General features: G+C 68.8%; 11 protein-coding genes, 1 tRNA gene and 1 pseudogene. 11 read left to right on the forward strand and 2 right to left on the reverse strand.

The annotated features are described in order from the left end of the window. The first annotated feature begins 56 nt into the window (after positions 1-56). A complete protein-coding gene (locus tag ACK5KK_RS09125) occupies positions 57-2,609 on the forward strand; it encodes an Rne/Rng family ribonuclease (RefSeq protein ID WP_416889773.1) in 2,553 nt (850 codons plus the stop codon). Here ACK5KK_RS09125 and ACK5KK_RS09130 read toward each other — a convergent pair. After that, a complete protein-coding gene (locus ACK5KK_RS09130) occupies positions 2,606-2,884 on the reverse strand; it encodes a DUF4031 domain-containing protein (RefSeq protein WP_416889782.1) in 279 nt (92 codons plus the stop codon). The two genes, ACK5KK_RS09125 and ACK5KK_RS09130, sit on opposite strands and share 4 nt — an antisense overlap. A gap of 167 nt (positions 2,885-3,051) precedes the next feature. Between ACK5KK_RS09130 and rplU the strand changes: the two genes are divergently transcribed. From rplU to ACK5KK_RS09180, 10 genes are all read left to right on the forward strand, one after another. Next, on the forward strand, positions 3,052-3,360 hold the full coding sequence (gene rplU / locus ACK5KK_RS09135) for a 50S ribosomal protein L21 (RefSeq protein WP_416889774.1): 309 nt from the start codon (positions 3,052-3,054) through the stop codon (positions 3,358-3,360). Positions 3,361-3,377: 17 nt separating this feature from the next. Beyond that, a complete protein-coding gene (rpmA, locus tag ACK5KK_RS09140; RefSeq protein WP_416889775.1) occupies positions 3,378-3,635 on the forward strand; it encodes a 50S ribosomal protein L27 in 258 nt (85 codons plus the stop codon). 75 nt (positions 3,636-3,710) lie between these two features. Further along, positions 3,711-5,219, forward strand: coding sequence for a GTPase ObgE (obgE, locus tag ACK5KK_RS09145; protein ID WP_416889776.1), 1,509 nt, complete (start codon positions 3,711-3,713; stop codon positions 5,217-5,219). After that, on the forward strand, positions 5,216-6,040 hold the full coding sequence (proB, locus tag ACK5KK_RS09150) for a glutamate 5-kinase (RefSeq protein ID WP_416889777.1): 825 nt from the start codon (positions 5,216-5,218) through the stop codon (positions 6,038-6,040). The genes obgE and proB overlap by 4 nt, the downstream gene beginning before the upstream one ends. A gap of 29 nt (positions 6,041-6,069) precedes the next feature. Further along, positions 6,070-7,329, forward strand: coding sequence for a glutamate-5-semialdehyde dehydrogenase (locus ACK5KK_RS09155; RefSeq protein ID WP_416889778.1), 1,260 nt, complete (start codon positions 6,070-6,072; stop codon positions 7,327-7,329). Positions 7,330-7,375: 46 nt separating this feature from the next. Beyond that, positions 7,376-7,597 carry a hypothetical protein gene (locus tag ACK5KK_RS09160; RefSeq protein ID WP_416889783.1) on the forward strand — a complete coding sequence of 74 codons (222 nt, stop codon included), beginning with the start codon at positions 7,376-7,378 and terminating at the stop codon, positions 7,595-7,597. Then, positions 7,566-8,204 carry a nicotinate-nucleotide adenylyltransferase gene (gene nadD, locus ACK5KK_RS09165; RefSeq protein WP_416889779.1) on the forward strand — a complete coding sequence of 213 codons (639 nt, stop codon included), beginning with the start codon at positions 7,566-7,568 and terminating at the stop codon, positions 8,202-8,204. The genes ACK5KK_RS09160 and nadD overlap by 32 nt, the downstream gene beginning before the upstream one ends. Then, complete coding sequence (locus ACK5KK_RS09170) at positions 8,201-9,253, forward strand: hypothetical protein (protein ID WP_416889780.1); 1,053 nt, start codon at positions 8,201-8,203, stop codon at positions 9,251-9,253. Before nadD ends, ACK5KK_RS09170 begins: the two co-directional genes overlap by 4 nt. Continuing rightward, positions 9,253-9,624: a ribosome silencing factor gene (rsfS, locus tag ACK5KK_RS09175; RefSeq protein ID WP_416889781.1), complete on the forward strand. Its 372-nt coding sequence runs from the start codon at positions 9,253-9,255 to the stop codon at positions 9,622-9,624. The genes ACK5KK_RS09170 and rsfS overlap by 1 nt, the downstream gene beginning before the upstream one ends. A 66-nt stretch (positions 9,625-9,690) precedes the next feature. Continuing rightward, positions 9,691-9,763: transfer RNA gene (locus ACK5KK_RS09180), tRNA-Ala, on the forward strand. Between the two features lie 552 nt (positions 9,764-10,315). Here the strand turns inward: ACK5KK_RS09180 and ACK5KK_RS09185 are convergent. Continuing rightward, positions 10,316-11,707: pseudogene (locus ACK5KK_RS09185) on the reverse strand (IS1380 family transposase). Positions 11,708-11,826 lie beyond the last annotated feature (119 nt).

The following is an 11,826-nucleotide window of genomic DNA, read 5'->3' on the forward strand; positions in this document are numbered from 1 at the left end:
GGCGCCGCCAGACAGATGAGCGGAAGGCAAAGCCTCCCGCGAGGAGTACGCCAGCGATGGCCGAAGACAACAACGAAGACACCAATCCTCAGTCCGCTCCGAGTGCCGCCGAGTCCGGTTCGCCGACGTCCGCAGACACCGAGAGCGCGCCGCCCGAGCCCGAGGTGAGTGCGGCTGAGTTCTCCGGAGCGGATGAATGGGCGCCGGAGACCCCGGAGCCCGATACGACGGCGGAGCCGGGTGCGGCGGATGGCCCCGCAGTCGGGGATGGCCCCGCAGTCGGGGATGCCTCCGCAGACGCGGATGCCCTCGCGGACGGGGATGCCCCCGCGCAGGCGGGTGCCCCCGCGGACGCCGACGCCCTGGCGCAGGCGGATGCTCCCGCGGGCGGGGATGCGACCGCGGACGCGCCGACCGATGACGAGACTCCGGCGGCGACCGACGGCGATCCTCTCGCCGTCGCACAGACGGATGCCGCCGCCCCGACCGATGTCGATGCTCCCGCTACGGCGGAGACCGACACCGACACGGCCCCCTTCCAGGCCGACGCGCCGAGTGCACCGCGGGATGCGGATGCGCCCGAGGCGGATGCGGAAGACGCCGCGGCCGACCCGGGCCCGCCCACGGCGGTGAGCCTCGGTCTGTTGCCGGCCGATTTCGTGTCGACGGTCTCGACGGACCTCGTGTTCTACGCGCCCGAGGTGCAGCTGCTGCCCGCACGCCCGTCGGCGGATGCGGGGGAGCCCGGCTCGGAGGGGTCGTCGCGCCGGCGGCGCCGCCGCGGCGGCGGTGACAACAGCGATGGCGGAGGCTCGCCGCGGCGTCGCGAGGTCGAGGTGATCACCGAACCGCAACGGATCAAGGGATCGACCCGTCTGGAGGCGAAGAAGCAGCGCCGTCGCGACGGGCGCGAGGCCGGCCGACGCCGCGTCGTGGTCACCGAGACCGAGTTCCTGGCTCGCCGTGAGGCCGTGGACCGCGTCATGATCGTGCGCTCCAAGAACGGCCGCGTCCAGATCGCCGTGCTCGAGGACGACGTTCTGGTCGAGCACTACGTCGCTCGCAACCAGGACGCGTCTCTCATCGGCAACGTGTACCTGGGGCGCGTGCAGAACGTGCTTCCCAGCATGGAAGCGGCGTTCGTCGACATCGGCCGCGGACGCAACGCGGTGCTGTATTCGGGTGAAGTGGACTGGGACGGCGTCGAGACCGGCAACCAACCGCGACGCATCGAGCTGGCGCTGAAGTCGGGTGACCGGGTGCTGGTCCAGGTGACCAAAGACCCCGTCGGTCACAAGGGTGCGCGGCTGACCAGCCAGGTGTCCCTCCCGGGGCGTTACCTCGTCTACGTGCCCGGCGGTGCCATGAACGGCATCTCCCGCAAGCTCCCCGACACCGAGCGCGCGCGGCTGAAGAAGATCCTCAAGCAGGTGCTCCCGGAGTCGTCCGGTGTCATCGTGCGCACGGCAGCCGAGGGTGCCACCGAGGAGCAGCTCACCCGGGACGTGCAACGGCTCACGTCGCAGTGGGAGCACATCAGTGCGCAGTCCGAGTCGGGCCAGGCGCCGTCGCTGCTGCACGCCGAACCGGACCTGCTCGTCAAGATCGTGCGCGACGTGTTCAACGAGGACTTCTCCAAGCTGCTGATCCAGGGCGACGAGGCGTTGCACACCATCACGTCGTACCTGACCGGGGTCGCCCCCGACCTGCTGGAACGGGTCGAGAAGTACGAGGACGAGCACGACCCGTTCGACGTCTACCGGGTGACCGAGCAGATCGAGAAGGCGCTGGACCGCAAGGTGTGGTTGCCCTCGGGCGGTTCGCTCGTGATCGACCGCACCGAGGCGATGACCGTCGTCGACGTCAACACCGGCAAGTTCGTCGGGTCCGGGGGAAACCTCGAAGAGACCGTCACGAAGAACAATCTCGAGGCCGCCGAGGAGATCGTCCGGCTGCTGCGGCTGCGCGACATCGGCGGCATCATCGTGGTCGACTTCATCGACATGGTGCTGGAGTCCAACCGCGACCTGGTGCTCCGGCGTCTCGTCGAGTGTCTCAGCCGGGATCGCACCAAGCACCAGGTGGCCGAGGTCACCTCTCTCGGCCTCGTCCAGATGACCCGTAAGAAGCTGGGGCTGGGGCTGCTGGAGACGTTCAGCGAAGGGTGCGAGGTGTGCGCCGGTCGCGGCGTGATCGTCCATCACGACCCCGTCGTGAAGCACCGCACGGGGCAGCAGAGCTCCTCGCGCCGTTCGCGGCCCGGGGGCAACGGCGCCAGCACGACCCAGAACGGCGGCACGCACGTGATCACCGAGGGTGCCAAGAGCGCGCTCGCGCAGATCGCGGCATCCACGATCCAGGGCGGCAACGGCGGCGAGGCGGAGGCGGCCGCGCCACCGGTTTCGGAGCCGGCGGCCGAGCGCCCCAAGAAGAAGCGACGCAAGAAGCCCGAGAACAGCGGGCCGAAGACCGAGAAGGACAAGCTGCTCGATTCGGTGCTCGACGCGCTGCCCGAACCGAAGGCACCCGGGCAGGGCCGTTCGCGGCGCCGGGTCACCACGGCAGCGCTGAGCGGAACCCCCGTCTCGGCGAACCCGACCGACGACTAGGCGGTGGGTCCCCGCCGTTCGCGTGCCGTGACCCGCAGGCCCGAGGCGATCAGCCGCCGCACCAGTTGGTGCCCGTCGACGGGCTGCGCGCCGGCTGCCACGAGGCGGTCGATCGCCTCCTCCGGTACGTCGTAGTGGTCGAGGTCGAAACCCCGCCTCGGGATGCCGTTGGAGGCCGCGAACGCGTGTAGTTCGGCGAGGTCGGTGTCGCTGACCAGGTGGGCCCACATGCGGCCGTGTGCGGGCCACTGGGGGGAGTCGATCAGGATCACCACGGTCACGATCGTAGGCTTTTGCCGATGCGTTCGGCATCCGGTAAGCTAGACCCTTGGTGCGTCACGTGTCGCAGGTTCACGGCGACCGAACTCAGCTTCCGCACCAGGACTTTCCCGTCTGAGAAGACAATCGGAGCCGAGCGCTCCACAGAAGAAACAGGTGTGAAGTGGTTTACGCAGTTGTGCGCGCCGGTGGCCGGCAGGAAAAGGTCGAGGTCGGCACCGTCGTCGTGCTCGATCGGCAGCGGGCCGACGTGGGCGACACGATCGAGCTGCCGGCCGTGCTGCTCGTCGACGGCGACGCCGTGACGACCGACGCCGACCAGCTCGCCAAGGTCAGCGTCACCGCCGAGATTCTCGGTGAAGAGCGCGGACCCAAGATCGTCATCCAGAAGTTCAAGAACAAGACCGGGTACAAGAAGCGCCAGGGCCACCGTCAGGAGCTCACGCGCGTCAAGGTCACCGGCATCAAGTAAGCCAAGGAGACACAGACATGGCACACAAGAAGGGCGCGAGCTCTACCCGCAACGGTCGTGACTCCAACGCGCAGCGGCTCGGCGTGAAGCGTTTCGGCGGCCAGTCCGTCAACGCCGGCGAGATCCTGGTGCGTCAGCGCGGTACGCACTTCCACCCCGGCGCCAATGTCGGTCGTGGCGGCGACGACACGCTGTTCGCGCTGTCGGCCGGCGCGGTCGAGTTCGGCAACAAGGGCGGCCGCAAGGTCGTCAACATCGTGGCATCGCCCGAGTAAACACGCGACTTACGGGTGAGGGGCGGGCTTCGGCCCGCCCCTCACCCGTATCCGCCGACCGGAGGAGGCACCGACATGGTCACGTTCGTCGACCGCGTCACGCTGCACCTGCGCGCCGGGAAAGGCGGCAACGGATGCGTCTCGGTCCGCCGCGAGAAGTTCAAGCCGCTTGCCGGTCCGGACGGCGGCAACGGCGGTGGCGGCGGGGACATCGTGCTCGTCGCCGATCCGCAGGTGACGACCCTGCTGTCCTACCACCACTCCCCGCATCGTCACGCGGGAAACGGCGGCTTCGGGATGGGCGACAACCGGTCGGGTGCGGCGGGGGAGAGCCTGGAACTGTCGGTTCCGGTGGGCACCGTCGTGACTTCCGACGACGGTGCGGTTCTCGCCGACCTGCTCGTGCCGGGGACGCGTTTCGTCGTGGCGCCCGGCGGTCAGGGGGGCCTCGGCAACGCCGCGCTGGCCTCGCCCAAACGCAAGGCACCGGGCTTCGCACTGCTGGGCACGCCCGGCTGGGAGGGCGATGTCGGCCTGGAGTTGAAGACCGTCGCCGATGTGGCGCTGGTCGGATTCCCGTCCGCCGGCAAGTCGAGCCTGATCGCGGCCGTGTCGGCGGCCCGGCCGAAAGTCGCCGACTACCCGTTCACGACTCTGCACCCCAACCTCGGCGTGGTGCAGGCCGGCGACGAACGCTTCACGATCGCCGACGTCCCGGGGCTCATCGAGGGGGCAAGCGAGGGGCGGGGCCTGGGGCTGGAGTTCCTACGGCACGTCGAGCGCTGCACCGCGCTGGTGCACGTGCTCGATTGCGCGACGCTGGAACCGGGCCGCGACCCGATCTCCGACCTCGACGTCATCCTCGGCGAGCTCGCGAACTATCCCGTGCCGGAGGGACAGGTGCCGCTGCTGGACCGGCCGCAGTTGATCGCCCTGAACAAGGTCGACGTGCCAGAGGCACAGGATCTGGCCGACCTCGTGCGCCCCGACCTGGAGGCGCGCGGTTACCGAGTCTTCGACATCTCCACGGTCAGCCGGTCGGGGCTGCGGGCGCTGACCTTTGCGCTCGGTGACATCGTTGCCGCGCACCGCGCCGCGCAGGCGGCAGCGCCCACGGCCGAGCGCATCGTCATCCGGCCGGCCGGTGCCGAGCGCGACTTCGAGATCAGGGTCGAGGGCGGCACCTGGGGCAACACCTACCGCATCCTCGGCGCCAAGCCGGTGCGCTGGGTGCAGCAGACCGACTTCCAGAACGAAGAGGCGGTCGGCTTCCTCGCCGACCGCCTGGAAAAGCTCGGGGTCGAGGACGAGCTGTTCCGGCAGGGGGCCCAGGCGGGGTCGACGGTCGTGATCGGTGAGGGCGACGGGGTGGTGTTCGACTGGCATCCGTCGCTGTCGTCGGCCGCCGAGTTGATGACCGCTCCCCGCGGGACCGATCCGCGGCTGGACACCAGCACGCGACGCACGACCTCGCAGCGTCGTGACCGGTATCACGAGCGCATGGACGCGAAGGCGCAGGCCCGCGCCGATCTCGAGAGCGAGCGTCTGGCGGAGGCACGCCAGGATCAGGGGGATGAGCAGTGACGGTCAGAGAGCGCAGTGAGCTGCCCGGCGCGCGCCGCATCGTCGTGAAGGTCGGGTCGTCGTCGATCAGCGGCGAGAACGCCGGCAACATCCAGACGATCGTCGACGGTGTGGCGGCCGCGCACGCGCGTGGCACCGAGGTCGTGCTGGTCTCCTCCGGCGCGATCGCGACGGGGATGCCGTTCCTGCGGCTCGAAGAGCGCCCCGATGACCTGGCGACGCAGCAGGCCGCGGCCGCCGTCGGGCAGAATCTGCTGATCTACCGCTACCAGGAAGCCCTGCGCGCGTACGCGATCGTCGCCGGTCAGGTGCTGCTGACGGCGGGCGACCTGGAGCATTCGACGCCCCGCTCCAACGCGCGTCGCGCGATCGATCGTCTGCTGGGGCTGCGTATTCTCCCGATCGTCAATGAGAACGACACTGTCGCGACCCATGAGATCCGTTTCGGCGACAACGACCGGCTCGCGGCTCTGGTGGCCGAACTGATCGGCGCCGACGGCCTCGTGCTGCTCAGCGACATCGAGAACCTGTACACCGCGCCGCCCGGACAGCCCGGGGCGCAGCCCATCGAACGGGTCGCGCACGACGACGACCTGTCCGGTTTCGAGTTCGGTTCGGTCGTCGTCAACAGCGTCGGCACCGGGGGCGCGGCCACGAAGGCGTCGGCCGCGCGGTTGGCGTCGCAGGCGGGTATCGGTGTGTTGGTCACCAGCGCCGATCTGGTCGCCGACGCGCTCGGCGGTGCCGCGGTGGGAACCTGGTTCGAGCCCGACCCGGCCGTCACACCGCATGCGGGCACGGCACCGGTGCGCACCGCCTGAGCGCGCCGGCACCTCGGTAGACTGGCGCGATGAGCACCATCACCGATACCGCGCGTGAGCGGATGCTGCGCGCCAAGGACGCGTCCCGTCAGGTGGGTCTTCTCGGCGACACCGAGAAGGCCGGTGCGCTGCGCGGGATCGCGTCGGCGATCGAGGCCGCCACCGCCGAGGTCGTCGCGGCGAACGCAGAAGACCTCGAACGCGGGCGCAGCGAGGGGCTGTCGACGGGGCTGCTCGACCGGCTGACACTCGACACCGGTCGCGTGCAGGCCCTCGCCGAGGCGGTGCGCGAGGTCGCCGACCTGCCCGACCCCGTGGGTCGGGTGCTCGACGAGCGGGTGCTGCCGAACGGCGTGCGCCTGCAGAAGGTGTCGGTGCCGTTCGGGGTCGTGGGCGCCATCTATGAGGCGCGCCCGAACGTGACCGTCGACATTGCGGCGCTGGCGCTGCGGTCCGGCAACGCGGTCGTGCTGCGCGGTGGGACGGCCGCGCTGGAGACCAACGCGGCGCTCGTGCGGGTGATGCGCGGGGCGCTGGCCGACGCGGGGATCGACCCGGAAGCGATCCAGACGATCGACGACTTCGGCCGGGACGGCGCCCGTGAGTTGATGCAGGCGCGCGGACTCGTGGACGTTCTGGTTCCCCGCGGCAGCGCCACCCTCATCGAGACGGTGGTGACCGAGTCGTCGGTGCCGGTGATCGAGACCGGTGCGGGCGTGGTGCACATCGTGCTTGACACGTCGGCGCCGCTCGAGTGGGCGCGCGACATTGTCGTCAACGCCAAGGCTCAGCGTCCGAGCGTGTGCAACGCGGTGGAGACGGTGCTGGTGCTGCGCGAGGGTGCGGCGCGGTTGATCCCGCCGGTTGCGGCGGCGCTGCACGACGCCGGTGTCACGATCCACGGCGACGACGAGGTGCGGCAGCTGGTGCCCGACGCGGTCGCGGTGACCGAGGAGGAGTGGGGCACCGAGCACATGAGCCTCGACTTGTCGATGCGTGTCGTCGACGACCTCGATGCGGCGTTGGCTCACATCCGGTCCTATTCGACCCAGCACACCGAGGCGATCATCACCGACGACGCGCAGCGTGCCGAGCGATTCCTGGCGGAGGTGGATGCCGCCGTGGTGCTGGTCAACGCCTCGACACGGTTCACCGACGGCGGTGAGTTCGGTTTCGGCGCCGAAGTCGGCATCTCGACCCAGAAGCTCCATGCGCGCGGACCGATGGGCTTGCCGGAGCTCACGAGTACGAAATGGCTGGGCCGGGGCGCCGGGCAGACGCGGGCGTGACCGCATAGACTGGGTGCGCACGTCCGTCACCACGATCGGAGCCTCCATGACACTCGCCGCGATCCTCGTCACCGCTGCCGCCGAAGGCGAGCATCACGTCGGTCTGTTCGACAACATCGGTTTCGGCGTGATCGCCCTGGTCGCGTTCCTGGCACTGGCGTTGGTCACGGTGTCGTTCCGTAACGTCGCCAACCGCCACTCCGCGAAGGCCGAAGCCTACGCGCAGACGCACGCCGATGAGCTGGAGGCGGGCCACGGCCACCACTGAGCCCGGTCTCGTGACCGAGCGGGAGCGGTCGCGTGTCGGGGTGATGGGCGGCACGTTCGACCCGATTCACAACGGTCACCTCGTTGCCGCCAGCGAGGTCGCGCATTCGTTCGGGTTGGACGAAGTGGTGTTCGTGCCGACCGGCCAGCCCTGGCAGAAGAACGCGGTCACCGCGAGTGAACATCGGTACCTCATGACGGTGATCGCCACGGCATCCAATCCGCGGTTCACGGTCAGCCGGGTTGATATCGATCGTTCAGGTCCGACCTATACGATTGACACGCTACGCGACCTGCGACAGCAGCGGCCCGATGCGGAGTTCTTCTTCATCACCGGTGCCGATGCGATCGCGCAGATCGCGGGGTGGCGTGATCACGAAGACCTGTGGGATCTGGCCAGCTTCGTCGCCGTCTCTCGCCCGGGACACGTGCTGACCGTGGCAGACCTTCCCCGGGACGATGTGAGCATGCTGGAGATTCCCGCGCTGGCGATTTCGTCCACGGATTGCCGCGCGCGTGTGAACGAAGGACTGCCGGTGTGGTATTTGGTGCCCGACGGTGTGGTCCAATACATTGCGAAGCATCATCTTTATCGGAGCGAGCCATGACTGACAGCGAACAGCCGGACGGGCGTCCGCTCACGCGGCGACAGTTGCGTGAGTTGCGCAACACCGCGGCGACTCCGGTCATCACGATGGACCCGGAGCAGAATGCGCCGCCGGCGCCCCTGCCGAAGGCGGCCGAGCCCGCACCGGTTGCCTCACCGCCGGTCGCCGACGATTCCGTCGACCTGGACGCGCCCGCGACGACCCGGCGGCAGGCACGGCAGCAGGAGCGGTTGCGCACGGCATCCGTTCCGGTGCTCGACCCGCATCACATCGAGCCGGTCGGGGACCGGGTCGCCATCACTGAGGAAGAGCTCTCCGTCGCCGACGCGACGCTGACCGACCACGTCGTGCCGACCGTGTCGCAGGAGGATCTCTCGGTCTCCGGCGGCGTGGATGTGCTGGTCGAGGCGGACGGCACGGCCGACGACGCGGTCGCCGAATCCGAGAGTGCGCTGCCGGCCGAGGATGCCACGGATGACGATCTGGCCGAGTCCGAGGAAGCCGAGCCGGAGGAGGCCGAGCCGGAGGAGGCCGAGGATGATGGGCCCGAGGCGGTGGAGTCGTCTGAGGGCGAGGTCCGCGGCGCGGTGCTCGCGGGATCGGCCGCCCACGTGCCGCCGTTGTTCGACAGGACTTTGTCCGAGGAGGGCAGCTCCGGGAGCTCGCACACCGAGAACGCGCTGATCCTGTCGCAGACGCCGGAGGCGGGCTTGCTGACTGGCCCGGTCACCGCGAGCGGCGACGTGATCGTGACCGGTTCGCTGGCGTTCCCCGACACCTACGGGGCCACCGGTGCAGTGGCGGGGGCGGCCGACGGCAAGGAGATGGATGCCGTCTTGGTCGACGGGGAGATCCCTGCGGCGTCGTCGCCGACGCCGATCGCGGCGAGTTCCGCGATCAGCACGATCAAGAGCGCCGAGGACATCATCCGCCCGCCAGTGCCGGAGAAGGGTGGCCGGGTGATGATGGTGCTGGCCATCACGGCGGGTGTCCTGGCTCTGGCGCTGGCGAGCGTTCTCATCCTCGCATTCGTGTCCGGAACGCTCTGATGGGCGTGAGCGAAACGACGCGGGACCTCGTGCAGGTCGCGGCCGAAGCCGCCGAGCGCACCGGTGCAGAAGACATGGTCAGTCTGGACGTGTCGGATCCGTTGCCGCTGATCGACGCGTTCCTTCTGGTGAGTGGGCGGAGCGAACGGAACGTGGCGGCGGTCGCAGACGCGGTCGAGGAAGCGATGCTTGAGCGGGGCGTGAAGCGGTTGCGTCGCGAAGGTCGACAGCAGGCGCGGTGGGTGCTGCTGGATTTCGGTGACCTCGTCGTGCACGTCTTCCAGGAGGAGGAGCGCAGCTTCTATGGGCTGGAGCGGCTATGGAAGGATTGCCCGGTCATCCCGATCGTGCAACCCGTGCGCTCGGAGTGATTGCGATGGTCCGCCCTGAGCACGCCGATGTAGTACTGTAGTCAAGTTGCCGAAAACGGCGACGATGGGCCTGTGGCGCAGCTGGTAGCGCACCTGCATGGCATGCAGGGGGTCAGGGGTTCGAGTCCCCTCAGGTCCACAATTTCAGACGTACTAGAACACCTGACATCGGTTGATGCGGGTTCTGGTGTGAGGGCGGCGAACGGCTCTGCGAGGCGAATCGTTGCTGAGTCGCAGGATCTGCTCGGGTTCGGTATAGATCATCTCCGCGAGCCCTTGAGCATCGAGCTAGTTGGAGCGAAAACGCAGCGTACTGCCAACGCACTTGGTCACGAACGTAGTCGGTGCCGATATAAGGACTGGAGACATTGCCCAGTCTTGGGGGCTCCCGAGCGAATTGAATCCACATCGAACGTGTTCACGAGGGAGTCCCCATCGAAGAACATCAGTTCCTCGCGAGATGAGGCTACGTGCGACGCGACCAGCACCGCTGCACAAACAGCAATGAGCCAGCCGAGTGCCTCTCTCCGTCCATTAGCCTCGATCTTTCATCGGCCTGTTGATCGGAGTTGGTCGGTGTCGTTGCCGGGGTCGTGAAGCTGATTCTGGCATGAGGGTACGACAACGACCGTGTGGCGCTGCGGTGGCGGTTCTCCGGTCCTCGGTCGTGGTGGTCTGTGGGACTGACGGGTCAGCCGCTGGGTGCGGGTAGGCCGCGGAGGGCGCTGATCGCGGTGACCATGGCATCGGCCCATCGGGCGCGTTTGGCCGGGTGCAGGGTGATGCGGCGGCCGTGGCGGGCGAGGGTCGCGGGGATCGCGAAGAGGCGGTAGCGCAGGCGCTTCGGTTCCCACCGGTGGGCTTCGTGGGTCGGGTGGGCGAGCAGCCCAGCCCAGGCGATGAGGTCGGTGGCGAGGGCGACGATGGCGCACCAGATCCGGTTCTGGTCGAATCCGTGCGGGGGGAGGTTGCGCAGTCCGGTGTCTTTCGCGTGCCGGATGCGGTCCTCGCAGCGGGCCCGGCGGCGGTGGCGTAGTTCCAACGTTGCGTGTTGACCGCGCTTGCTGTTGGTGGCGAACGCGGTGAGACGGTACCCGTCGACATCTCCGAATCGGAGTTGCGCGCCGGGGTGGGGGCGTTCCCGGCGGACGATGACGCGCATGTCTGTCGGTCAGCCCTCTAGGTCGAGCACGCCGGTGAACTCCGCGGCATCGGCGCCCTCACGCGGGTTCTCGTCGCTGTCGAGCGCGGGGCTCCAGCAGTCGTCGGGGATCAGGTTGTAGAGGTCGGGGGTGTGGTGCGGGAGGGTGAACCCGACCGAGTACGACAGCCGCCGCTTCGTGAGCCAGTCGATGAACTCGTGGGTACCGCCGGCGGAGTCCGCGCGGATCAGCACGCCCTTGCCCGGTCGGGTCTTCCCGCCCGGCAGTTGGCCGAGCGCGGTCTTCGTCACGGAGATGTGGTCGGCCGCGGTGTTCGATCCCGCGTTCCCCGGCCGAAGTTCGATGGCGAGCGTTTCCCCGGTCCCGGCGGGCCCGTGGTCAACGAACGCGCACAGCGGGTGGAACCCGAACCCTTTCTTCCATGTGGGTTTCGCGTTCTCCTTCTCGCTATGCGCGGTCAGCAGCGTCGCGTCCAGATCGATCACTACCGGCTGATCCGGCGACGACACCGCGTCCGGGGCGTGCTCCCCAGCCAGAGACCACGCCGCAGCGCGCGCCGCCTGCCGGGCGCTCCCGATCGCGGCCAGAGCTCGGTCCGCATCCTGAGCGAGCACCGCGACAGTGCGGGACACGGTCGGATCCGACGCCACATGGCCGTAGACACCCGGTTCGTTGCGAAGCGCCTGGATATCCGACAGTGCGTCACCACCCAGCGCGAGCATGACCGCGAGATCGATGACCACCTTGCCCGGATCATGGACCGCGAACGGCTTCCGCCACGGGCCCAACGCTGACGACAGGGCCTGGTCCAGGCTGGTCGCATCAGCCGTTTCGGTCAGCAGCACACCACCCGCCTGACCGATCGCGGGCACCTCCGCGGTGTCAACATGAAGCTGCGGGTAAACGCCGGTACCGTTCAATTAGATGACGACGGCTTGGTGGGGTGGGCGGTCGGGTTGCGGCCATGACCGGTGGCGCGATCGTTTGACGTGCCAGCGCGTGTACTTGCGTTTGACGACACGAGGGTTCGCGCGGGGGC

The organism is Microbacterium sp. (genome assembly GCF_047972865.1).
Lineage (GTDB): Bacteria > Actinomycetota > Actinomycetes > Actinomycetales > Microbacteriaceae > Microbacterium.

What these genes read in the sequence shown, in the direction of transcription:
- ACK5KK_RS09125 (WP_416889773.1), top strand. Translation starts at nt 57, where the DNA reads ATGGCCGAAGACAACAACGAAGACACCAATCCTCAGTCCGCTCCGAGT.
- ACK5KK_RS09155 (WP_416889778.1), top strand. Translation starts at nt 6,070, where the DNA reads ATGAGCACCATCACCGATACCGCGCGTGAGCGGATGCTGCGCGCCAAG.
- obgE (WP_416889776.1), top strand. Translation starts at nt 3,711, where the DNA reads ATGGTCACGTTCGTCGACCGCGTCACGCTGCACCTGCGCGCCGGGAAA.
- nadD (WP_416889779.1), top strand. Translation starts at nt 7,566, where the DNA reads ATGAGCTGGAGGCGGGCCACGGCCACCACTGAGCCCGGTCTCGTGACC.
- rpmA (WP_416889775.1), top strand. Translation starts at nt 3,378, where the DNA reads ATGGCACACAAGAAGGGCGCGAGCTCTACCCGCAACGGTCGTGACTCC.
- ACK5KK_RS09170 (WP_416889780.1), top strand. Translation starts at nt 8,201, where the DNA reads ATGACTGACAGCGAACAGCCGGACGGGCGTCCGCTCACGCGGCGACAG.
- ACK5KK_RS09160 (WP_416889783.1), top strand. Translation starts at nt 7,376, where the DNA reads ATGACACTCGCCGCGATCCTCGTCACCGCTGCCGCCGAAGGCGAGCAT.
- rsfS (WP_416889781.1), top strand. Translation starts at nt 9,253, where the DNA reads ATGGGCGTGAGCGAAACGACGCGGGACCTCGTGCAGGTCGCGGCCGAA.